The organism is Pseudomonas sp. P5_109 (assembly GCF_034009455.1).
Lineage (GTDB): Bacteria > Pseudomonadota > Gammaproteobacteria > Pseudomonadales > Pseudomonadaceae > Aquipseudomonas.
The window spans coordinates 3,596,764-3,618,611 of record NZ_CP125380.1; the positions used below are offsets into that span (position 1 = coordinate 3,596,764).

Annotated in this window: 18 protein-coding genes; 7 read left to right on the top strand and 11 right to left on the bottom strand. The window is 61.0% G+C overall.

Annotated elements, in window-relative coordinates:
• Positions 1-47: 47 nt before the first annotated feature.
• The 4 genes from fdhE to fdnG are packed head-to-tail and all read right to left on the bottom strand — an operon-like array spanning position 48 to position 5,641.
• The gene (gene fdhE / locus QMK54_RS16135; protein ID WP_320400865.1) at positions 48-974 is read right to left on the bottom strand and encodes a formate dehydrogenase accessory protein FdhE; all 927 of its coding nucleotides are present in this window, start codon (positions 972-974) and stop codon (positions 48-50) included.
• Positions 975-977: 3 nt separating this feature from the next.
• The gene (locus QMK54_RS16140) at positions 978-1,643 is read right to left on the bottom strand and encodes a formate dehydrogenase subunit gamma (protein ID WP_320400866.1); all 666 of its coding nucleotides are present in this window, start codon (positions 1,641-1,643) and stop codon (positions 978-980) included.
• On the bottom strand, positions 1,640-2,575 hold the full coding sequence (gene fdxH, locus QMK54_RS16145; protein ID WP_320400867.1) for a formate dehydrogenase subunit beta: 936 nt from the start codon (positions 2,573-2,575) through the stop codon (positions 1,640-1,642). Before fdxH ends, QMK54_RS16140 begins: the two co-directional genes overlap by 4 nt.
• Positions 2,576-5,641 carry a formate dehydrogenase-N subunit alpha gene (fdnG, locus tag QMK54_RS16150; protein WP_320400868.1) on the bottom strand — a complete coding sequence of 1,022 codons (3,066 nt, stop codon included), beginning with the start codon at positions 5,639-5,641 and terminating at the stop codon, positions 2,576-2,578.
• Between the two features lie 323 nt (positions 5,642-5,964).
• Between fdnG and QMK54_RS16160 the strand changes: the two genes are divergently transcribed.
• The 4 genes from QMK54_RS16160 to QMK54_RS16175 all read left to right on the top strand — a co-directional run bounded on the left by QMK54_RS16160 (position 5,965) and on the right by QMK54_RS16175 (position 10,233).
• Complete coding sequence (locus QMK54_RS16160) at positions 5,965-7,119, top strand: PatB family C-S lyase (protein ID WP_320400869.1); 1,155 nt, start codon at positions 5,965-5,967, stop codon at positions 7,117-7,119.
• Positions 7,120-7,328: 209 nt separating this feature from the next.
• Complete coding sequence (locus tag QMK54_RS16165) at positions 7,329-8,186, top strand: SDR family oxidoreductase (protein ID WP_320402919.1); 858 nt, start codon at positions 7,329-7,331, stop codon at positions 8,184-8,186.
• 74 nt (positions 8,187-8,260) lie between these two features.
• Positions 8,261-8,872: a Yip1 family protein gene (locus tag QMK54_RS16170; protein ID WP_110659175.1), complete on the top strand. Its 612-nt coding sequence runs from the start codon at positions 8,261-8,263 to the stop codon at positions 8,870-8,872.
• A complete protein-coding gene (locus QMK54_RS16175; RefSeq protein ID WP_110659177.1) occupies positions 8,872-10,233 on the top strand; it encodes a cation:proton antiporter in 1,362 nt (453 codons plus the stop codon). The genes QMK54_RS16170 and QMK54_RS16175 overlap by 1 nt, the downstream gene beginning before the upstream one ends.
• Here QMK54_RS16175 and QMK54_RS16180 read toward each other — a convergent pair.
• The 3 genes from QMK54_RS16180 to QMK54_RS16190 are packed head-to-tail and all read right to left on the bottom strand — an operon-like array spanning position 10,211 to position 16,081.
• Positions 10,211-12,130 (bottom strand): PAS domain-containing sensor histidine kinase, encoded by a 1,920-nt coding sequence (locus QMK54_RS16180; protein ID WP_223588766.1) that lies wholly within the window; start codon positions 12,128-12,130, stop codon positions 10,211-10,213. The two genes, QMK54_RS16175 and QMK54_RS16180, sit on opposite strands and share 23 nt — an antisense overlap.
• A gap of 13 nt (positions 12,131-12,143) precedes the next feature.
• Positions 12,144-14,432, bottom strand: coding sequence for an ATP-dependent DNA helicase (locus QMK54_RS16185; RefSeq protein WP_320400870.1), 2,289 nt, complete (start codon positions 14,430-14,432; stop codon positions 12,144-12,146).
• Positions 14,429-16,081 carry a VRR-NUC domain-containing protein gene (locus QMK54_RS16190; RefSeq protein WP_320400871.1) on the bottom strand — a complete coding sequence of 551 codons (1,653 nt, stop codon included), beginning with the start codon at positions 16,079-16,081 and terminating at the stop codon, positions 14,429-14,431. Before QMK54_RS16190 ends, QMK54_RS16185 begins: the two co-directional genes overlap by 4 nt.
• 209 nt (positions 16,082-16,290) lie before the next feature.
• On the opposite strand from QMK54_RS16190, the gene QMK54_RS16195 reads away from it, so the two are divergent.
• Together QMK54_RS16195 and QMK54_RS16200 are read left to right on the top strand one after the other, a co-directional pair.
• Positions 16,291-16,518: a YgdI/YgdR family lipoprotein gene (locus QMK54_RS16195; protein WP_223588773.1), complete on the top strand. Its 228-nt coding sequence runs from the start codon at positions 16,291-16,293 to the stop codon at positions 16,516-16,518.
• A gap of 162 nt (positions 16,519-16,680) precedes the next feature.
• Positions 16,681-17,340, top strand: a complete 660-nt coding sequence (locus QMK54_RS16200) for an MliC family protein (protein ID WP_223588778.1) — start codon at positions 16,681-16,683, stop codon at positions 17,338-17,340.
• A gap of 45 nt (positions 17,341-17,385) precedes the next feature.
• Here QMK54_RS16200 and QMK54_RS16205 read toward each other — a convergent pair whose 3' ends face one another.
• The 4 genes from QMK54_RS16205 to QMK54_RS16220 all read right to left on the bottom strand — a co-directional run bounded on the left by QMK54_RS16205 (position 17,386) and on the right by QMK54_RS16220 (position 21,200).
• Positions 17,386-18,471, bottom strand: a complete 1,086-nt coding sequence (locus tag QMK54_RS16205; protein WP_223588781.1) for a polyamine ABC transporter substrate-binding protein — start codon at positions 18,469-18,471, stop codon at positions 17,386-17,388.
• Between the two features lie 71 nt (positions 18,472-18,542).
• Positions 18,543-18,884 (bottom strand): cupin domain-containing protein, encoded by a 342-nt coding sequence (locus QMK54_RS16210; protein ID WP_223588784.1) that lies wholly within the window; start codon positions 18,882-18,884, stop codon positions 18,543-18,545.
• A gap of 43 nt (positions 18,885-18,927) precedes the next feature.
• The gene (locus QMK54_RS16215; protein ID WP_110659186.1) at positions 18,928-20,334 is read right to left on the bottom strand and encodes an NAD(P)/FAD-dependent oxidoreductase; all 1,407 of its coding nucleotides are present in this window, start codon (positions 20,332-20,334) and stop codon (positions 18,928-18,930) included.
• A gap of 50 nt (positions 20,335-20,384) precedes the next feature.
• Positions 20,385-21,200 carry a helix-turn-helix transcriptional regulator gene (locus QMK54_RS16220; protein WP_110659187.1) on the bottom strand — a complete coding sequence of 272 codons (816 nt, stop codon included), beginning with the start codon at positions 21,198-21,200 and terminating at the stop codon, positions 20,385-20,387.
• A 265-nt stretch (positions 21,201-21,465) separates the two neighbouring features.
• Here QMK54_RS16220 and QMK54_RS16225 point away from each other — a divergent pair, with 265 nt between their 5' ends.
• Positions 21,466-21,738, top strand: a complete 273-nt coding sequence (locus QMK54_RS16225) for a DUF1652 domain-containing protein (RefSeq protein ID WP_008050083.1) — start codon at positions 21,466-21,468, stop codon at positions 21,736-21,738.
• Positions 21,739-21,848 lie beyond the last annotated feature (110 nt).

Below are 21,848 nucleotides of genomic sequence, written 5' to 3' on the forward strand. Positions count from 1 at the left end.
CGCTCCTGAAAACGAATGGCCGTCGCGCCAGAGTGTAGACGCTGCGGTTACTCGTCTCCCGGTGCCAGCAACAGATTGGGTGCCAGGCGCTGATAACCGTCCTGCGCCAGGCGCATGTCGAGCATCAGGCTGGACAGGTCCGCCGACAACGCCTCAGCGTCCGCATCGTTCTCCAGATAGAGCAACTTCAGATAGCTGTTGCAACCGGGGCAGACTTCGGCGCGCAACGGCGCCTGGTTGGCGGCATGGCGGTCATCTTCCAGGCTGAGGTATTCCAGGCCCTTGCTCTGCTCGCAATACACGCACTTGACCCGCACCACATGCCACTCGCAGGCACACAGCGAACAGACCAGATAACGCAAGCCATTGTGCTTGCCGCGATGGCGGATGACCCCGGCCATGGCCGGCGAGCCACAGGCCGGGCACTGGCTGAGGCTGTCGCCGGGGGTCAGTTGCAGATTGGGCGTGCTCAACAGCCAGTGGCTCCAGGCGGTTTGCAACGCCGCGCCGAGAAACGGCACCAACGCCGCCGGCACCAGCGAATACTGGCCGCTGACCAACGCCACCGCCCATGCGCGGCGTTGCCCGGCACTGGCCAGGCGCAAGGTTTGTACGGCATCGGCCACGGCGGATGGCGACGGTGCGCGATAGCGCTGCAGCAAGGCATCGAGGTAAAGCTGCCAATCATCTTCACGCGCCAGGCTGTCGGCCGCGAACGGCGGCAAGCCGTGTTGCTGGCATAACTCGATGCGTTGTCGGTCAAGGGGTTCGCTTGAGGGCGGGTCGTCCAGCACCTGTTGCTGCACCCGGCACAATCCGGCAATCAGGCGCAGGTAATCGGCCAGCGCGTACCCTTCGGTCAGTTGCTCCAGCCGTTGGGCGCGCAGGCTGAACAGGTTATGCGGTGGCATGTACAGAAACGGCGGTGAACTGGCCGCCGCTTCGATTTCTCCGGGTTCGAGGATGGTTGGCAAATGTCAGCCCTTCTTGGTGATCGGTCGCGAGGGAGCTTCGTCGCGGGTCTCATCTTGAGTCACTTGGCGATACCAGAGTTCGTGGTGTTTTTTCGCCCAACCGCGGCTGACCCAGCCATGCACCATGGCGCTGACGGAGCCCTTGATCCAGATGCCTGCGTAAATGTGGATGATGATGCTCAGAATCAGCACAAACCCGGCCAGTGCGTGCAACAGCATGGCCCAACGGATCACGGTAATGCCGAAATAAGCGCTGAAATACGCACGCCAGATCACCAGCCCGGTGAATAACAGCCCCAGCATGCACAGCAGTAAAGTCCAGAACAGCAGCTTCTGCCCGGGGTTGTACTTGCCGATGGGCGGGACGCCCTCCTCCTGGTTCAGCATCACCCGGTCGATGTGCTTGAGCCAAAGCCGATCGTTGGTGATGAAGTAGTTGGCGCGCCAAAAGCGAATCACCAGGCCAAGGAACAACAGGAACATCAGCACGCCCATGAACGGATGCAGGATGCGTGTCCATGGCCCGCCGCCGAACAGGTTGCTCAGCCAGAACAGCGCCGGGTGGAACAGCGCCAGCCCGGACAACCCGGCCATGAAAAACAGAATCGCCACCAGCCAGTGATTGGTGCGCTGGTTGCTGGTGTAGCGCAGGATCGTCTTGTTGCTCATGGCCTGCCCTCCCCACGGGGATCGAAGGTGTGCACCGACGGATCGACTTCATGCACGGCGTTGTCTTGCGGCTCCGGATGCTCATCCTCTTCGACGATTTGCGGCCCGACGCGCACGTAGTGGAAGAACCCGGCCAGCACCGCCGCGCCCATGGCCAGCAGCGCCAGTGGTTTGCTGATGCCTTTCCACAACCCCACCAACGGACTGATCGCCGGGTGATCGGGCAGGCCGGCGTACAGTCTTGGCGTATCGGCGTGGTGCAACACGTACATCACGTGGGTGCCACCCACGCCTTCGGGATCGTACAGGCCGGCGTTCTCAAAGCCCCGGCTCTTGAGGTCGACGATGCGCTCGGCGGCATGCTCCTTCATGTCGTCCTTGGAGCCGAACACGATGGCACCGGTCGGGCAGGTTTTCACGCAGGCCGGTTCCAGCCCTACCGCCACCCGGTCCGAGCACAAGGTGCACTTGTAGGCCTTGTGATCCTTCTGCGAGATCCGTGGAATGTTGAACGGACACCCGGTGATGCAGTAGCCGCAGCCGATGCAATGGTCCTGATCGAAATCGACGATACCGTTGGCGTGCTTGATGATCGCCCCGGGGCTGGGGCACGCCGCCAGGCAACCGGGTTCGGCGCAATGCATGCAGCCATCCTTGCGGATCAGCCATTCGAGGTTGCCGGCGTCGGTCTCGTGCTCGGTGAAGCGCATCAAGGTCCAGGTTTCTGCGCTGAGGTCCTGCGGGTTGTCGTAGGTACCATGGTTGTGGCCGACTTCGTCGCGCAGCTCGTTCCATTCCGAGCAGGCAACCTGGCAGGCCTTGCAGCCGATGCATTTGGTGGTGTCGATCAGCTTGGCGACTTCCTCCATGCCGCGCACCGAGGGCGCGGGTGTGGTGGTGGCCGAGCGGGCAATGATGTCTTGGCTGGCCATTTAGACTTTCTCCACGTTGACCAGGAATGACTTGGATTCCGGGGTCTGGGTGTTGCCATCGCCGAGGAACGGCACCAGGGTGTTGGTCAGGTAACCGTGCCGCGTGAGGCCGGTAAACCCCCAGTGCAGCGGAATGCCGATCTGGTGCACCACCTGATTGTTGACCTGCAGCGGCCGAATCCGCTTGGTCACCACCGCTACCGCTTCAATGAAGCCACGCTTGCTGCTGACCCGTACCCGGTCGCCCGCGGCGATGCCTTTTTCCTTGGCCAGTACTTCGCCGATTTCCACGAACTGCTCGGGCTGGGCAATCGCGTTGAGCTTGCAGTGCTTGCTCCAGAAGTGGAAATGCTCGGTCAGCCGGTAACTGGTGGCGGCGTACGGGTAGTCCTTGGCCACGCCGAGGGAATCCCAGACCGAATCGAAGATCCGCGCCGCCGGGTTGCTGGTGGCTTTCTTGTTGTTCGGGTGCAGCGGGTTGATCCCGATTGGCGTTTCGAATGGCTCGTAGTGCTCGGGGAACGGGCCTTCGTTCATCTTGTCGACGGCGAAGAACCGCGCCACGCCCTCGGGGTTCATGATGAACGGGTTCATCCCGGCTTCCGGCGGCACGTCGGCCTTGTAGTCCGGCACGTCGGTGCCAGCCCAGGCTTTGCCGTTCCACCACACCAGGCGTTTTTTCGGGTCCCATGGCTTGCCTTGCAGGTCGGCCGAGGCGCGGTTGTAGAGAATCCGCCGGTTGGCCGGCCAGGCCCAGGCCCAGCCTTGGTGTTGATGCATGCCGTAAGGATCGGCATTGTCGCGCCGGGCCATCTGGTTGCCGAGTTCGGTCCAGCTGCCACAGAAAATCCAGCAGCCGGACGCGGTGCTGCCATCGTCCTTGAGCTGGCCGAAACCGGCCAACTGCGCGTTGGCCTTGATCGCAGCGCCCGTGGCGTCGGTAAAGTCCGCCGTGGCTGAGCCGTTGATTTCCTTGGCCAGTTCTTCCGGCGAAGGTTCTTCGGGGATCTTGTACGGCCACGTCAACTTGAGCAGAGGGTCGGGAAACTTGCCGCCATTGGCCTGGTAGCGCTGGCGCAGACGCAGGAACAATTCGCTCATGATCCGAATGTCGGTGCGAGCTTCGCCAGGGCCGTCGGCGCCCTTCCAGTGCCATTGCAGCCAGCGGCTGCTGTTGACCAGCGAGCCGTCCTCCTCGGCAAAGCAGGTAGTGGGCAGGCGAATCACTTCGGTCTGGATGTCGGCGCTCTTGACATCGTTATACGGCCCGACCTTTTGCCAGAACTCCGAGGTCTCGGTGGCCAGCGGGTCCATCACCACCAGCCACTTCAGCTTGGCCAGCGCCAGCATCACGCGGTTTTTGTCCGGCAGTGCAGCGATAGGGTTGAACCCTTGGCACATGTAGCCGTTGACCTTGCCTTGCCCCATCAGATCGAACACCTTGAGGATGTCGTATTGGGGGATGTCCAGCTTCGGCAGGTAGTCGTAGGCCCAATTGTTCTCGACCGTGGCATTGGCGCCGTACCAGGACTTCATCAGGCTGACGTGGAACTTGCCGTAGTTCTGCCAATAGGACAACTGCCCCGGGCGCAACGGTTTCTGCGTGCGCTTGACGATGTAGGCGTTGTAATCCTGTTCGGCATCGCCCGGCAGCGTGAGGTAGCCCGGCAGTGAGTTGGACAACAGCCCAAGGTCCGTCAGCCCCTGGATGTTGGAGTGGCCGCGCAAGGCATTCACGCCCCCGCCCGGCATGCCGACGTTACCCAGCAACAGTTGCACCATCGCCGCGCTGCGGATGATCTGCGCGCCGATCGAGTGCTGGGTCCAGCCCAGCGCATAGAGGATGGTCATGGTCTTGCCGGGTTGCGAGCAAGTGGCGATCTCGTCCCAGATCTTCTGCATGGCATCGACCGGCATGCCGCAGATCTGGCTCGCCAGGTCGATGTTGTAGCGGCTGTAGTGCTGCTTCATCAATTGATAGACGCAGCGTGGGTCCTGCAAAGTCGGATCGACCTTGGCAAAACCGTCCTCGCCGAGTTCATAACCCCAGCCGGATTTATCGGTGTACAGGCGTTTTTCGGCGTCATAGCCGCTGAAGATCCCGTCCTCGAAGCCATAGCCGGCCCTGACGATGAACGACACGTCGGTGTAGTTGCGCACGTATTCGTGCTGGATCTTGTCCTCGGTCAGCAGGAAATTGATCAACCCGCCCATGAAGGCGATGTCGGTGCCGGTACGGATCGGCGCGTAGTAGTCGGCCACCGAGGCGGTCCGGGTAAAACGCGGGTCGACCACGATCAGCCGCGCCTTGTTGTGCGCCTTGGCTTCGGTCACCCATTTGAAGCCGCACGGATGCGCTTCTGCTGCGTTGCCGCCCATCACCAGGACCAGATTCGCGTTGGCGATATCGGTCCAGGTATTGGTCATGGCACCACGGCCGTACGTCGGGGCAAGACTTGCCACCGTCGGGCCGTGTCAGACACGCGCCTGGTTATCAAACCCCAGCATGCCGAGACTGCGCACCACCTTGTGGGTGATGTAGCCGGCTTCGTTGGACGCCGCCGAGGCCGCGAGGAAACCGGTGGTCAGCCAGCGGTTCACTGTTTGGCCCTGGGCATTTTTCTCGATGAAATTGGCGTCACGGTCGGCCTTCATCAGGTCGGCGACGCGATCGAGCGCTTCATCCCAGGAAATGCGGGTCCACTCAGTGCTGCCGGGTTTACGCACCTGCGGATATTGCAGGCGCCCGGGACTGTGTATGAAGTCCAGCAGGCCCGCGCCTTTGGGGCAAAGGGTGCCGCGGTTGACCGGGTGGTCGGCGTCACCTTCGATATGGATGATGTTTTGCGCGACATTCTTGGCCGTATCGCCCTGGCTGTACATGATCAAGCCGCAACCGACCGAGCAATACGGGCAGGTGTTGCGGGTTTCATGGGTGTGGGCGAGCTTGAAATGACGCACCTGTTCGGCAAAGGCAAGCGTCGGGGCCATGCCCAACGCACCCAGGCTAGAGCCTGCAAGGCCGATACCGGCGACCTTGAAGAACTGACGACGGCTGAGATCCATCGTGCACTCCTGATCAGGTGGGACCCGGTACGTGGCCGGGCCTTTTTGAACAAACACGGTTTCGGCAGTCTGGCTGCCGACACTAAAAACTTTAGTCAATGCTGTCGAATTCACCATGACAGCCGACCGTCGGCCCCTCTGCCCGGGGTTGATACAAAACCTGTGGGAGCGGGCTTGCTCGCGAATGCGGTGTGTCAGTCAGCATTGATGTCGGCTGACACGCCCTCTTCGCGAGCAAGCCCGCTCCCACTGGGGGGGTGTGCAGACTTGCTTGCGCGCTTATCATGGCCGGCATGATTAACCCCGCCTTCACGAGATCCCGCATGACTTTCGATTTTGATCAGGTGTTCGACCGCCACCACACCGGCAGCACCAAGTGGAGCCGCTACCCGGCCGATGTGTTGCCGATGTGGGTCGCCGACATGGATTTCGCCGCGCCGCCGGTGATCGTCCAGGCCCTGCAAAAACGCCTGGAACACCCGATGGTCGGCTACAGCGTGGCCCAGGATGACCTGCGCGAGGCCATCGTCGCCGACCTCTGGAACAAGTACGCCTGGCGCGTCGAACCGCAAGAGCTGATCTTCCTGCCGGGCGTCGAGTCGGGCTTCAACATGGCGTTGAAGGCCCTGGTGCAGGCGCCGCAGAACGTCGTCGTGCAGGTGCCCAACTACCCTCCGCTGCGCCACGCCCCCGGGCATTGGGGCCTGAACAAGGTCGAACTGAGTTTCGATGTGCAAGCCGATGGCACCTACACGACGCCACTGGATACCTTGAGCCAGTCGTTGCAAGGTGGCGGCGCGTTGCTCCTGAGCAACCCGCACAACCCGCTGGGCAAGGCCTTCCCCCGCGCAGAGCTGCAAGCCATTGCCGACATTTGCCTTGAGCAGGATGCCTGGATCATTTCCGACGAGATCCACGCCGAGTTGTGCTTCGACGGCCGCACACACATTCCGATGGCCACCTTGAGCCCGCAAGTGGCCCAGCGCACCATCACGCTGATGTCGGCGAGCAAGGCCTACAACATCGCCGGCCTGAAGACCTCGTTCATGATCATCCAGGACCGCCACCTGCGCGAGAAGGTCAACCACGCCCGTTGCGGCATGGTCGACAGCGTCAATCCGCTGGGCATGGAAGCCACCCGCGTCGCCTACAGCGAAGCCGCGCCCTGGCTGGCCGAGCTGAAGACCTATTTGCAAGGTAACCGCGATTTCCTCGCCGAGGCCGTGCGCACTCGTCTGCCGGGCGTCACCATGAACCTGCCGCAAAGCACCTACCTCGCCTGGCTCGACTGCACGGCCCTGGGCCTGGACAATCCGCAACAGTTCTTCCTCGAACAGGCCAAGGTCGGTTTGAGCGCCGGCCTGGACTTCGGCGATGACTGCCAGCAGTTCGTGCGCCTGAACTTCGGCTGCCCACGGTCGTTGCTGGAAGAAGGCATTGCGCGGATGGAGCGCAGCTTGCGCAATCTCAAGGCCTGATCGATCCCTGTAGGAGCGGGCTTGCCCGCGATGGACTCAAGAGCGCCGCGTTTATTCAGCAAACACGCGTTATCGTTAGCGACCATCGCGAGCGAGCTCGCTCCTACAGGGAGATTGGTGTTTTTCCGATATCGAAAATCCAGTCGAACTCCAGCCAAAACGCCAGGGTCAACCTTCTGACACCCTGGCCTCGAGACTGGAGATCGATGATGACCGACTATCCAAAACCGCCCTTCCCCAAACAACATCAGCCGGTTCCCGGCACTCAGCGCACCATGGACCCCGTTCCGGATTGCGGCGAGCATTCCTATAAGGGCACCGGTCGCCTGGCCGACAAAATCGCCTTGATCACCGGCGGCGACAGCGGCATTGGCCGTGCGGTCGCCATCGCCTTCGCCCGTGAAGGCGCCGATGTGGCCATCGCCTACCTCAACGAACATGAAGACGCCGAGGCAACCGCGCACTGGATCGAACAGGCCGGCCGTCAGTGCCTGTTGCTGCCGGGAGACCTGGCGCAAAAGGCACACTGCCAGGCCCTGGTGGAGAAAACCGTGGAGCGCTTTGGCCGCATCGACGTACTGGTCAACAATGCCGCGTACCAGATGACGCATGACAGCCTCGAAGACATATCGGACGAGGAATGGGTGATGACCTTCGACGTCAACATCACCGCCATCTTCCGGATCTGCCAGGCAGCCCTGAAACACATGAAGCCCGGCAGTTCGATCATCAACACCAGTTCGGTCAATTCCGACCTGCCGAACCCGACACTGCTGGCCTACGCCACCACCAAGGGCGCGATCGCCAATTTCAGCGCCGGCCTCGGGCAAATGCTTGGGCCCAGGAACATCCGCGTCAACAGCGTCGCCCCCGGACCGATCTGGACGCCGTTGATCGTCTCGACCATGCCTGAGGAGACGGTACAGAACTTCGGCGCCAACACCTCCCTTGGGCGGCCGGGCCAACCCGTGGAAGTCGCGCCGATCTACGTGCTGCTGGCCTCGGATGAGGCCAGTTACATCACCGGCCAGCGCTACGGCGTCACCGGCGGCAAACCGATCCTGTGACCGCATCGAAAAATTGAACCGGCGACGTCCTCCGGCGCTCCACAGCGTATAGACACTGATCGCTGGAGGTCGTCATGTCCGCACCCATTGTCAAACTGTTCACTCAACCGAACTTCGCCTGGCTGGATATTCGCAAGGAAGAAGAAGCCCATCCACGTCATTACCTCGCGCATCTGTTGCTGCTGGCCCTGATTCCCGCCGTCTGCCTGTTTTTCGGTACGACTTACGTGGGCTGGAGCCTGGCGGAAAACGAAACCGTGCGGCTCAGCACCCACAGCGCACTTCAACTGTGTGTGTTGCTGTACCTGACCATCGTTGCCGGCGTCGTGGTCATCGGCGCGTTCATCCGCTGGATGTCTCGCACCTTCGAGGCGCAGCCAACGCTCAATCAATGCATCGGCTTTGCTGCCTACATCGTAACGCCGTTCTTCATTGCCGGCCTGGCAGGCCTGTACCCCAGTCGCTGGCTGGCGATTGCGGTGCTGGCGGCAGCATCGGCTTATTCGACGTTCCTGTTGTTCATCGGCTTGCCGACCTTCATGCACGAGCGCAAGGAGCAAGGTCTGCTCAACGCCGCCTGCGTGTGGGGTGTCGGGCTGTTGGTGTTGGTAACGATCCTGGTCACGATGATCCTGGTGTGGTTCAACGTGCTCACCCCTGAGTACCTGCGCGCGCCTGTCGGTTGATGGGCTTCACGGCGTGGGTGGCGGTGCTGGGCGCCGTATTGCTGACACTGGCGCTCACCTCGTCCTACTTGCGCTGGTTGCCCGTGACCACCTCGGCGGTCTGTCTGGTGCTGGGCGTGGCCATCGGTCCGTCGGGCCTGGGTTTGCTCAGGCTGGATATCAAGGACGCCGCCTTCTGGATGGAGCATCTGTCGGAAGTAGCGGTGCTTTTTTCCCTGTTCGTCTGCGGGTTGAAGTTGCGCCTGCCCTTGGGCGATCGCCGATGGCGGGTGGCATTTACGCTGGCGGGACCGGTGATGATCCTGACGATTGCCGGTGTGAGCCTGTTGCTGCATTTCGGGTTTGGATTCGCCTGGGGGCCATCGCTGTTGATCGGGGCGATTCTGGCACCCACCGATCCGGTCCTGGCCTCCCTGGTGCAGGTCAGCGATGCCAAGGACTACGACCCGGTCAGGTTCGGGCTCACGGGCGAAGCCGGTCTCAACGACGGCAGTGCATTCCCTTTTGTCATCCTCGGTTTGCTGATTCTGCAACAAGGTGAGCACGCGGGTCCATGGCTCGACGAATGGGCGCTCAAGCGGCTGCTATGGGCAGTGCCCGCCGGATTGCTGACCGGTTACTGGATGGGGCGCGGTATCGGCCGCCTGACCCTGTTCATGCGCATCAAGAATGCCGACAGCACCTTTTCCCCCAATGATTACCTGGCCCTGGCCTTGATCGCACTGGCCTATGTCGTGGCCGAAACCCTTCAAGGCTACGGGTTTCTCTCGGTATTCGCCGCCGGCCTTGGCTTGCGCCAGGCCGAGGTCAGTACCAGCAGTGACACCCGTACACCGGCCGAACATCTGGTCCAGCCGGTGGTCGGTCATCAGCATGTCGAACCGGAGGCGGCCGTGGCCGGCAATGTCGACCACCTGGAAGACAAGCAAGTCGCCGCCGGGATCATGATGGGCGACATGCTGTCGTTCGGCAGCCTGGTGGAACGGGCCATGGAAGTGTTTCTGGTGACCTTGCTCGGGGTCGTGCTGACTGCACACTGGGACTGGCGGGCGCTGGTGGTCGCGCTGATGCTGTTCGCGGTGATTCGTCCGCTGATGGTCTGGCTGATGCCATGGGGCTCGCTGCTCAACGGCCCGCAACGCTGGTTGATCGGCTGGTTCGGCATTCGCGGCATCGGCAGTTTCTACTACCTGTTCTACGCCTTGAACCACGATCTGTTGCCATCAGTGGCCACCTTGTGTGCCGACCTGACGCTCTCGGTGGTAGCCATGAGCATCCTGCTCCACGGCATCAGCACCCAGCCGATGCTGGCCCGTTATGAACAGCACAATCGCCGCGTCATTTCATCGCCTGGGCAATGATCTCGACCAGGTTGAGTTGGGTAAATGGCTTCGGCAAGCGCGGCAAGTGAGCGGCAAAGCCTTCCAGGCGCTCGGCATAACCGGTGGCGAGGATGATCGGCACATTCGGCCGTATGATCCGGATGGCATGGGCCAGTTGTGCACCATTCATTTGCGGCATGGCCATGTCGGTTATGACCAGATCGATATCCGGCTCACTGACAAACAGCTCCAGCGCCATGGCACCGGATGCCGCACTGATCACCCTGTGTCCGAGGTCTTCGAGCAGCAAGCTGGTGCTGGTCAACACCAGGCTGTCATCGTCGACCACCAGTACGCTTATGCGCGGCACGCTCACGGCCTGTGTTTCGACGACAGGTCGGGTCGCTGAATCCCGGGTGGCGACCGGCAGCCACAACTCGGCCGTCGTACCCTGGTTCTGGTTGCTTTTGAGGATGAAGCGCCCACCCAATTGTTCGATAAAACCGTGGACCATCGACAACCCCAGGCCGGTGCCCTTGCCGACGCCCTTGGTGGTGAAGAACGGGTCCATTGCCGAGGCCAGCGTGGTTTCATCCATGCCCTCGCCGGTATCGGTCACACTCAGGCAAACATAACGCCCCGGCGCAAGGGATGAGGTGGCGCTGTCGTTCACTGCATCGGTCCTGGCACTGAAGATGATGGTCCCGCCGTTGGGCATGGCATCACGGGCATTGGTCGCCAGGTTCAATACCGCCAGCTCAAGCTGGTTGAGGTCAGCCATCACCGGTTCGAGACCCTCGGGAAAGCGCGTTTCGACGTTCACCGAAGGCCCGAGGGAACTGCGCAATAGCCCGGAAATGCCTTCCACCAACGCCGGTATCCGCACAGGTTCCGACTTGAGTTCCTGGCGTCGGGCAAACGCCAGCATGCGCTGGGTCAGGGAAACACCGCGCAAGGCACCTTGGGTGGCGTTGTCGATCAGGCGGGTAACTTTTGCATCTTCTGTCACCCGTTTCCGTACGATCTCCAGATTGCCGAGGATCACCGTCAGCAGGTTGTTGAAGTCGTGGGCGATCCCGCCGCTGAGCTGGCCGATGGCCTGCATTTTCTGCGCCTGGAACAAGGCTTCGCGGGTTTGCTCCAGAACCTGCTGCGCGTGCGTGGCCTCAGTGATATCCCGGGTAATCTTGGCAAAACCGAGCAATTTGCCGGTGTCCCCCCTGATCGGATCGACAATCACATGGGCGAGGAACCGCGTTCCGTCCTTGCGCATCCTCCAGCCCTTGTTTTCAAAGCGCCCCTCACGGACCGCGATCTCCAGTGTCCGTTGCGGCTCGCCGGCAGCGCGATCCTCCGGGGTGTAGAACATCGAAAAGTGCCGGCCGATGACCTCCTCCGGCAAGTAACCCTTGATGCGCTGGGCGCCGGGGTTCCAGTTGCTGACCCGACCATCCGGGGAAAGCATGTAGATCGCATAGTCGGTAACGCTCTGCACCAGCAGGCGGAACTGTTGTTCGCTTTGCTTGAGGACTTCCTCGGCCATTTTGCGATCGGTGAGGTCCCGGGTGATCTTGGCGAAACCCAGCAAGGTGCCCGACGGATCGAGGATCGGATCGATCACCACGTGGGACCAGAAATGCGTGCCGTCCTTGCGCACCCGCCAGCCTTCTCCCTCGAAACGTCCTTCACGGATCGCCGTGTCCAGTGCCCGCTGGGGCAAGCCGGCACGGCGGTCCTCATCGGTGTAGAAGCGCGAGAAGTGCTCACCGAGGATTTCGGCCTCCTCATAGCCCTTGAAACGCCTGGCGCCGGCATTCCAGCTGGTAATGATGCCGTCCGGATCAATCATGTAGATCGCGTAGTCGATCACCGCATCGATCAATAGCCGAAAACGGCCGTCTTCGATGGCACTGACCTTGTTTCGATCTTCGCTCATTGATCCCACCAATTCATTGTTTCTCTGGAGTATGCGTCATAGCGGGAATTTGGAAAGCCCACCAACGCGGCAGCAGTTGCCTGACCTTGCTCTCGCCAAAACGGTCGTCGATCAACATCACGACCCCTTGATCCTGCTGGGTGCGGATAACCCGCCCGGCGGCCTGCACCACTTTCTGTACGCCGGGAAACAGATAGGTATAGTCGTAACCGGCGCCAAAAATGGCGGCCATGCGTCGTTTCAGTTGTTCGTTCACCGGATTGAGCTGGGCCAGCCCCAAGGTGGCGATAAATGCGCCGATCAACCGGGCACCGGGCAAATCGATGCCTTCACCAAAGGCCCCGCCCAGCACGGCAAAACCGACACCCTGGCCGTCGGCGTGGAATTGATCGAGAAACTGCTGACGTTGCGCTTCGTCCATGCCGCGGGACTGCGACCACAGACGGATGTTCGGGTGTTTCTCGGCGAGTAACTGCGCCACCTGCTGCAGATAATCGAAACTGCTGAAAAACGCCAGGTAGTTGCCGGGGCGCGCGCAGAACTGTTTGGCAATCAACTCCACGATCGGTTCGAGGGAGGACTGGCGATGCACGAACCGCGTGGAGATCTGGTTGACGATGTGCACTTGCAGTTGATCGGCATGGAACGGCGACTCGACGTCGATGCAAACCGTGTCCGCCGGTGTCCCCAGTAAATCGGCGTAATAGTGCCGGGGGCTGAGGGTCGCGGAAAACAGCACCGTACTGCGCGCGGCGGTCAGGCGCGGGCGGATGAACCCGGCGGGAACCACGTTGCGCAGGCACAACTGCGAGAGGCTGCGCTTGCGTTCGAGGTCGCGCTTGCTGATGTCGAACAGGAACTGCTCATCGAACAGTTCGGCCACCCGGCAAAAATGCAGCATGTCGAAGTAGAAACCCTGCAGTGCGCTATCCAGGCCTTGCGGGTGATCGTTCAGGTAGTCACCGATGCTGGCGCTGCACGAAGACAGTGCCTGAAGGAGCTTTTCCGGCGCCTTGTCATAGGCTTGGTAGGCTCCGGTTTGCGTACCATTCAAGGCATTCCACTCGCGGTTGACCCGCTGCATCGACTTTTTCAGCACCTCAGGCGCGGTTTTGCGCACGCCGTTGAAGGTCGCCTGGTCAAGGCTCGCGCTGTACATCTGCCGGCCGCGTTCCACCAGGTTATGGGCTTCGTCGACCAGCACCGCGACTTTCCAGTTGTTGGCCTGGGCCAGACCGAACAGCAGCGCGCTGAAGTCGAAGTAATAGTTGTAGTCGGCCACCACCACGTCGGCCCAGCGTGCCATTTCCTGGCTCAGGTAATACGGACAGACGTCATGCGCCAGGGCGACCTCGCGCAGGGCACCCTGGTGCAACAGGCTCAGTTGGCTGGCCGCCTGACGCGCCGCGGGCAGGCGATCGTAGAATCCCCGGGCCAGCGGGCACGACTCGCCGTGGCAGGCTTTGTCCGGGTGTTCGCAGGCCTTGTCCCGGGCGATCATCTCCAGCACCCGCAACGGCGGCGCAGCGGTGCTGGCGAGAAGCACTTGCGCAGCGTCCAGGGCGAGTTTGCGTCCCGGGGTTTTCGCCGTAAGGAAGAACACCTTGTCCAGTTGCTGCGGTGCCAGCGCCTTGAGCATGGGGAACAAGGTGCCCAGGGTCTTGCCGATTCCCGTGGGCGCCTGGGCCATCAGGCAGCGCCCCGTGCTGACGGCCTTGAACACCGACTCGGCCAGGTGGCGCTGCCCCGGCCGAAAGTCGGCATGGGGAAAAGCCAGGCGCTGCGCCGCCAGATTGCGCCCGTCACGATGGACGACTTCCTGTTCGGCCCATTGCAGGAAACGCGCGCAATGCTGTTCGAAGAACCCTTGCAGTTGCGCGGCCTCGAATGACTCGACCAGGCAGGTTTCCTTTTCGCTGACGATGTCGAAATACACCAGCGCCAGATTGATTTGCCCAAGATCCAGCTTGCGGCACATCAACCAGCCGTAGATTTTCGCCTGGGCCCAATGCAACTGACGGTGGTTGGCCGGTTGCTTGCTCAAGTCGCCCCGATAGGTCTTGACCTCCTCCAGGCAGTTTTGCCCGGGGTCATAACCATCCGCCCTGCCCTTGACCGTCAGGGTTTGATACTGGCCTTCAAGGGCGACTTCGCTCTGGTAGCCCTCGCTGCGCCGCGACGCCACCGTGCGGTGCCCGGCGATGCCTTCCAGCGCGGTCGGTGACGGGGTGAAGCGCAGGTCGAGGTCGCCGACCTTGGCGGTGAACTCACACAGCGCCCGCACTGCAATGCTGTAGCTCAAGCGTCCTGCTCCGCCCATTGCACATAGCACACGGCAATCGGCATCTGGTGCTCATGGCAGAACTCGAGCCAGCGCAACTGGTTGTCTTGCAGGCGGTCGCCCGGGCCCTTGACCTCGATCATGCGGTAGGTCTTTTGCTGCGGCCAGAACTGGATCAGGTCCGGCATGCCGGCGCGATTGGCCTTGATGTCCAGCAAGAGGCGGTTGAACCAGTGCCTGAGGTGCTCGGCCGGCAGGCAATCCAGGGCTTGTTCCAGCAGCTCTTCGCTGAGCACGCTCCAGAACACGAACGGCGACTGCACGCCCCACTTGGCGGCATAACGTTCGCGGATGGTCTGCCGGTAGCGCCCGTCGTCGAGCTCGGCCAGGCAGGCCTGGAACAGTTCGGCCCGGCGGGCATGGAAGTCTTCGCTGAGCAAATCCACCGGCCCGCGCTGGAACGGGTGAAAAAAGGCACCCGGCAACGGCGCGAAAATCGCCGGCCAGCACAGCAGGCCAAACAGTGAATTGACCAGGCTGTTCTCGACGTAGTGCACCGGTGCCGACTCTTCTGCCAAATGTACCTGTACGTAAGACTCCACTGATAACGCCTGATCCGTTCTGGGCAATTGCAGGTCCAGACGCTGCATTTGCCGAGGCGCAGCCCGCTTGATGGGCGGCCCGCCGAGCTTGCGTCGCAGGCGTGGCAGTACGCGGAGCAACTGCTGATGTTCGGCGGCACTTTCCGGGGATTGTTCGGCGAGTGCGGCCAGTTCCATCGCCAGCTCAAACTCGCCACTGCGCTCCAGCACGCGGATCAGCCGCGCACGCGCGCCCGGATAGGCACATTCGCGGTAGAGGTTCAGGGCCATGGCGAAATCGGCGATGCGTTCGCAATATTGGCCCATCTGGAACAACAGTTTGCCGCGCCGCCGTTGCAACCATGGGTTGTCCAGCGCCAGCCCGTTGATCCGTTCGGCCACCTCTTCCAGTGCTTCACCGGCCTCGAATTGTTGCTGGTACGCGTGCAGGAGGAGATAGGCGTCCACGTCTTCGCGACTGCGCAAACCCCGGGACTCGGCGCAGAACTCGACTTTTTCGTAGGTATAAATGCCGAGATCGGCCAGCACGAACTCCGACCAGTCCTGATACAGGTTGCCGAAGAACATCAGGCGCAGGCGATCGCACAACTCCATGATGGTCAGGCTGAGCAAGCGCTCATCCAGCATCGGACACCAGTCGTTGAAGCTTTGCACCTGAGGAAATTGTTCGCACAGCGCTGGCAACCAATCGGCCTTCTTGCCCTTGGGTTGATCGATGACAGGGCCAAAGGCCTGGAGGATTTCTTCCTTGAGCAACAGGTCGAACAGCGTTTCGATCGCCAGCGGCATTCGCTCATCGACCCAACCGAGCTTCAACAACGGGCCGGCGGCGCTGACGATATCGCCGATTTCGTCGTAATGCAGCTTGCTCGCCCTGAAATGAACGCCTTTGCGCATGACCATTCTGACCAGAAGTGCCTGCGATTCACCGGGCAACAGCTTAAACTCTTGTATGAAGCACTGCTCGTCGACGCTCAGCACATCGGCACAGCGTTGCTCAAGCCAATCAAGCACTTGCATGAAGTTGTTGAGGTAATAGAACGGATTGTCGAGGGGATTTGCAGTCACAGAAATGGGCCATGGCGAGCGAGTACTGGTTATGCGTACAGATACCAGTTCCACCCTGTCCGGTGCAACGGGAAAAGGATAAAAGGCGGCGCTGTACGGAATATTTCCCGGGCAGTAGAACTTTCTGCCCCCTGGCGGCACCAACCGCCATAGATGTGCAGTGCCAGCCTCAAGCTGAAGGCACTGCTTCAGAACGCGTGGAGGTGATAATGGACATCAAGACTTTGGGTTTGCCCCTGGCGATAGCGGCCATGCTGACGCTGGCCGGTTGCTCGACACCAACGGTTGTGACGCTGCAGAACGGCACCCAGTACCTGACAAAAGACATGCCGAAGACCAAAACCAAGGACGGGTTCTTCGAGTTCGAGGACATTTCCGGTGCGACCGTGAGAGTCAGGGCCGACGAAGTGGCGACGATTCGCACGGAAGATGACTGAGAGCACCACTTGATGCGACTCGATGCTTCACCTTCCCCCTCGGTGGCAGGTTTCCAACACTGCCTTACACTGCGTAGACCCGGGGCGACCGAATGACTACGCAGCGCTATGATGGAGTCCGCTGCAACAGGGGCATCACGTCATGATTCAGGTGAAGCCGAAATGAACATGGTCACGCCACTTTTGGTCTCGATCCTTGCTGCCAGCGCGTGCGTGACAGCCAGTCTTTGCTCGGCCGCCACCAAGCCTTCACCCACCTACAAAACCAGCTTCGACTGCAGCGGCAACCAGGCGCCCGTCGAAAAGCTCATCTGCCACGACGCCCAACTGGCGCAGATGGACCTGGAACTCAATCGCCTTTATCTGCTGGTGCTCACCGATGACCATGCCGTGCCGCGCCCGGACAAGGTCGAGGTTGACCAGCGGTTCTGGATCGCCGCCCGCAATCAGTGTGGCAGCGACCCGCAAGCCAAGGCTTGCGTCATTCGCAGTTATGCCGAACGCGCGCATCAACTGCGCCAGGGCTCGGCCATTGCCAGGACCAAGGACCCCAGCCGACGCACCGAAGGCCCCCTTGCCTACCATTGCGCCGGCTTCAGCCCGCTGATTGCCGCCACGTTCTATACCGTCGAACCGGGCGTTGTGTTCCTGAAGTGGGCGAACACCTCCGTCACCCTGAGCCAGGTGCCGAGCAGTTCCGGAACCCAGTACACGGGCAAGGACTACAAAGGCACCTACAGCTTCTGGCAAATCGGCAATGACGTGTTCTTGCAGATACCCGGCTCAGGACAGATGACTTGCGCAGCCGAGCCGGTCGGCTGAGACCGATGACATCGGGACATCCTGTCCCGATGACCGCTCGATGTTTCAGCTGCCGGTGCGAATCTTGTTCCAGACCCGGGTACGTACCCGATCGATGCTCAGTGGCATGGCCTCCAGCGCAAACAGTTTGCCCATCATTTCAGGACTGGGGTAAACCTTGGTGTCGTTCTTGATCGCAGGGTCGATCAGGCTGTCGGCCTTCTCGTTGCCATTGGCGTAATGCACGTAGTTGCTGACGCCGGCCATGACGTCCGGACGCAGCAGGTAGTCCATGAAGGCGTAGCCGGCCTTTTCATCCGGAGCATCGGCCGGCATGGCGACCATGTCGAACCAGATCGCGGCGCCTTCCTTGGGAATCGCATAACCGATGTCGATGCCATTGTTGGCTTCCCTGGCACGGTTTTCCGCCTGCAGGATGTCGCCGGAGAACCCGACCGCCACGCAGATATCGCCATTGGCCAGGTCACTGGTGTACTTGGACGAGTGGAAGTAGCTGACATACGGCCGCACTTTCAGCAGCAAGGCTTCAGCCTTCTTGTAGTCTTCCGGGTTCTTGCTGTGATGGGGCAAACCGAGGTAGTTCAACGCCGCCGGCAGCAGTTCGGGGCCGTTGTCGAGGATGGCCACGCCACACTTCTGCAACTTCTGCATGTTCTCGGGCTTGAAGATCAGGTCCCAGGAATCCACGGGGGCGTTGTCGCCCAGCACGGCCTTGACCTTGGCAATGTTGTAGCCGATTCCGGTACTGCCCCACAGGTACGGGAAGCCGTGCTCGTTGCCCGGGTCGTTGGTCTGCAAGGCCTTGAGCAACACGGGATTGAGGTTCTTCCAGTTCGGCAACTGACTCTTGTCGAGCTTCTTCAGGGCGCCGCCTTCAATCTGCCGGGCCATGAAGTGGTTGGACGGGAACACCACGTCGTACCCCGATTTGCCGGTCATCAGCTTGCCATCGAGGGTCTCGTTGCTGTCGTAGACGTCGTAGGTGAAGCCGATGCCGGTTTCTTTCTGGAAGTTTTTCGTGGTGTCTGGCGCGATGTAATCCGACCAGTTGTAGATTTTGACGGTTTCGGCCGCCTGGCTGATGGATGCAACCAGCATCAGCGGAGCCAGCGTCAGGGTCTTTCGGATCATGAGTCGATTCCTGTAGGGGTTGTTGTTATTGGCAGGCAATCAAAAGATCAGCTTTCAAATGTCAAAAGCATTCAAAAAATCAAAACGTAGGTCTTGCGCACGGTTTCCTGGATGTCCCAGATCCCGAGGCTATTGGCTGGCAGCATCAGCGCGTCGCCAGCTTCGATGTGCAGCGGTTCGCCGCCGTCGGGCGTGAAGGTGCAACGGCCCTGGATGAAGTGACAGAATTCCTGGGCGACGATCTGCCGCCGCCAGCGCCCGGGGGTGCATTCCCAGACGCCGGTCTCGACGCCGTCGTCGCGTTCGATGCTGGTGGTCGACGCCACGGCCACGGGCGTACCCAGGGGCACGGCGACCGGATTGGATTCGTCCAGTTTCAGGGTTGCGGTGTTCTTGAATTGCGTGATGCTCATGGGAATACCTGTCGATGTAGCCTGTAGATGAAGAGCGCGCCGTTTAGTGCATGAAACCTTCCATGAAGCCAGCCACCCCGCTGGCCAGCTTGCGCCGCCAGGGCGCGGTAGCCGGGTTGGCCAGGGTCTGGTCCTCATGGACAAAGCTGCGGATGATTGCGTTGTAGCCGAGCCAGCGGATCGGTTCCGGCTCCCACGCCCGGAGCGCGTCGAGCCCGCGCTGCGGGATGACCCACGGCTGGCGCACCAGATCGCTGTCGCGGCCGAGGATCAGGTCGGCCAGCGTGCGCCCCCCCAGGTTGCTGGCGCCGACTCCCTCCCCGCCATAACCGCCAGACAAGGCGATGCCGCTGGCCTGATCGCAAAGCATGTGTGGCTGGAAGTGCCGGGACATGCCCAGGTTGCCGCCCCAGGAATGAGTGATCTGCACGTTCTTCAGCTGCGGGAACAGCTCGCCGAACAGATAGCGCCGAAGCTCTTTTTCATCCGTGGTCAGGTCGAAGTCGTGGCGCAGCTTGCCGGCAAACTGATAGCCGCCACGGGCGCCAAAGATCAAACGGTTGTCTGCGGTGCGCTGGCCGTAGGTCACCTGGCGACTGGCCTCGCTGAACGCCTGGCCGCGGCTCAGGCCGATTTCGTCCCAGGTGGCCGCCGACAAAGGCTCGGTCGCGACGATCAGGCTCTGCACCGGCATCTGGTAACGGCCCAATGGCGGCAAGGTGACGGAGTAGCCTTCAACCGCCGGCACTACCCAACGACTGCGCACCGACGCCTTTGCCGTGCGTAGGCTGCCTGACTGCCAATGGGTGACCGGGCTGTTTTCGTAGATTTTCACCCCCAGGCGCTCTACAGCCCGGGCCAGCCCGCGTACCAGCTTGGCCGGGTGGATGGTCGCCACGTGTGGTGCGTAGATACCGCCATAGGGTTTGGCGACCCTGATCTGTTGCGCCAGTTGTTCCGGGCTGAGCCAGCGATAGTGGCTGTCGTCGAGGCCCTGGCGATGGAGATCGTCCAGATAGTGACGCAGGCTGGCCTCCTGCTCCGGATAGCGCGCAGCGCAATACAGCACCCCGCCTTTACGGTAATCGCAGTCGATGCCCTCGCGTTCGAGGACGATCGCCACTTCATCCGGAATGCTGTGCAACAAGTTGTAGGAAGCACGGCGCTCTTGCGTCGGCAGATCGGCCAGCAGGCGATCTTCACCCAGCAAATTGCCCATCAACCAGCCGCCATTGCGCCCAGACGCGCCGAAACCGGCGGTTTGCGCTTCGACAATGGCGATGTTCAGGTCAGGTTTCTGCCGCTTGAGGTAGTACGCGGTCCAGAGACCGGTGTAACCCGCGCCGATAATCGCCACGTCCACATCCAGGTCCCGCTCCAGCGCCGGACGCGCCAATAGAGGCTCGTCGAGCTGGTCCATCCACAAACTGATAGTGCGCCACGCCGGCATGCAAGACTCCGCCACTCAAACTTCGATGGCGTCGATCCTAGTGCGTGGGCTCAGGCGCTGTCTTGCGCGCGTGCACGCAAAGAAATTTGTTTGACGTAGGCCTTGGGTGACTGGCCGGTGTGCTGGCGGAAACAGCTGTAGAACGCCGACAGCGAATTGAATCCGGCAGCGAAGGCCAGCTCATCGATACGCAACGGTGGCGTGGCGGCATCCAGCGCAGCCAGCAGATGTTGCAGGCGCGCCTGGTTGACGTAGCGGTAGAAGCTTTGCCCCAGCACCTGGTTCAACAGATAGGAAATCTGGTTGCGGCTGTAGCCGCATTCCTTTGCCACCCGTTGCAGATCAAGCTCCGGGTCGAGATACGGTTGTTGGCGCTGGAAATACTGTTGCAGGTCCTCGGCCATGAAGCTCAATTGACGTGGCGACAGGCCGAGCCGGCTGACGGCCGGGCGCTGATTGCCGGAAGCTTTGCTTGCGGCTTGCTCATGCACCAATGAGGCGTATTCGTTGACCCGCCAGATCAGCCCGTCCTTGACCGTAATCGCTTCACTGGCGCGGAACGACACCAGCCCCTCACCGCCGCGCAAGGTGATGCGGTACTGGATGAAGGCGGTATTGCCGTCCAGGCGAATGCGGTCGGAGTGCTCCAGCGCCTCATCCGGGTCCCGGGGCATGCTGCTGCGCACGTATTCGCGCAGTTCGGCCAGGCCCATGACCCGGTTCTGGAAAAAGTCGTTGTACTGGACTTCAGGGTGATAGAGCGCCATGACGCCGTCCAGGTCCCGGTGCTTCCAGCGCAAGTGATAGCGCATGACCGTCTCGCCCGTGGCCTGGGTTTGCAGGGGGCCATCATCATCGGCGTGCATGGAAAATCTCAACGGGAAAAGACCGAGCTTGCCCAACTTCCGTTTTGTCTTCAACGACTAAACGGATGACCGCCTTTGGCTGCAAATGCGAATGAAGCGTGACCTGAATCAAAAAAATGGCGGCAATCGCCAAATGGCCTGAAAAATCCACATTCTTTTCACATCCGGGTGCTACTTTTAAAGACTGTCACTGGTTGAGCCATTGAAGGTTCTTCCCTCCTACCATGAGCTAAAGGAAGCGCTCGATAATGAAGGCGGGCAACACATGAATAAAGGGTTCAGTAAGGTCACGTTTCCAAACGCCTGCCAGCTGATGCGCTGGCATTTTCATCCCATGGGTTTCGAGGCGAGCATGGACGCGCCGGGCAGCATGATTGCCCGTCTTTTTGATCGTGCCACTGGCGAGACCATGATCGCCATTGCCGGCATTCCGTGCGCCACCGTCATGAATGCCGCGGATGTAGAACGAATAATCGAAGCGGTTGAGGATGAGCTTGAAGCCTTCGTTCCACCCCAAGCCCTCAGAAGTTATGCCTGAAGGTTCAGTCATTAAAAGGCCCACTTCGAGTGGGCTTTTTGTTGAGCGCAATTCCTTGCAGGAGCGAGCTTGCTCGCGATGGACGTTAACGATGACGCGTATGAACTGGA

Excerpts from the sequence above, each read along its gene's own strand:
- QMK54_RS16140 (WP_320400866.1), bottom strand. The coding sequence starts at position 1,643 with ATGAGCAACAAGACGATCCTGCGCTACACCAGCAACCAGCGCACCAAT.
- fdxH (WP_320400867.1), bottom strand. The coding sequence starts at position 2,575 with ATGGCCAGCCAAGACATCATTGCCCGCTCGGCCACCACCACACCCGCG.
- QMK54_RS16160 (WP_320400869.1), top strand. The coding sequence starts at position 5,965 with ATGACTTTCGATTTTGATCAGGTGTTCGACCGCCACCACACCGGCAGC.
- QMK54_RS16165 (WP_320402919.1), top strand. The coding sequence starts at position 7,329 with ATGACCGACTATCCAAAACCGCCCTTCCCCAAACAACATCAGCCGGTT.
- QMK54_RS16170 (WP_110659175.1), top strand. The coding sequence starts at position 8,261 with ATGTCCGCACCCATTGTCAAACTGTTCACTCAACCGAACTTCGCCTGG.
- QMK54_RS16175 (WP_110659177.1), top strand. The coding sequence starts at position 8,872 with ATGGGCTTCACGGCGTGGGTGGCGGTGCTGGGCGCCGTATTGCTGACA.
- QMK54_RS16180 (WP_223588766.1), bottom strand. The coding sequence starts at position 12,130 with ATGAGCGAAGATCGAAACAAGGTCAGTGCCATCGAAGACGGCCGTTTT.
- QMK54_RS16195 (WP_223588773.1), top strand. The coding sequence starts at position 16,291 with ATGGACATCAAGACTTTGGGTTTGCCCCTGGCGATAGCGGCCATGCTG.
- QMK54_RS16200 (WP_223588778.1), top strand. The coding sequence starts at position 16,681 with ATGAACATGGTCACGCCACTTTTGGTCTCGATCCTTGCTGCCAGCGCG.
- QMK54_RS16205 (WP_223588781.1), bottom strand. The coding sequence starts at position 18,471 with ATGATCCGAAAGACCCTGACGCTGGCTCCGCTGATGCTGGTTGCATCC.
- QMK54_RS16210 (WP_223588784.1), bottom strand. The coding sequence starts at position 18,884 with ATGAGCATCACGCAATTCAAGAACACCGCAACCCTGAAACTGGACGAA.
- QMK54_RS16215 (WP_110659186.1), bottom strand. The coding sequence starts at position 20,334 with ATGCCGGCGTGGCGCACTATCAGTTTGTGGATGGACCAGCTCGACGAG.
- QMK54_RS16220 (WP_110659187.1), bottom strand. The coding sequence starts at position 21,200 with ATGCACGCCGATGATGATGGCCCCCTGCAAACCCAGGCCACGGGCGAG.
- QMK54_RS16225 (WP_008050083.1), top strand. The coding sequence starts at position 21,466 with ATGAATAAAGGGTTCAGTAAGGTCACGTTTCCAAACGCCTGCCAGCTG.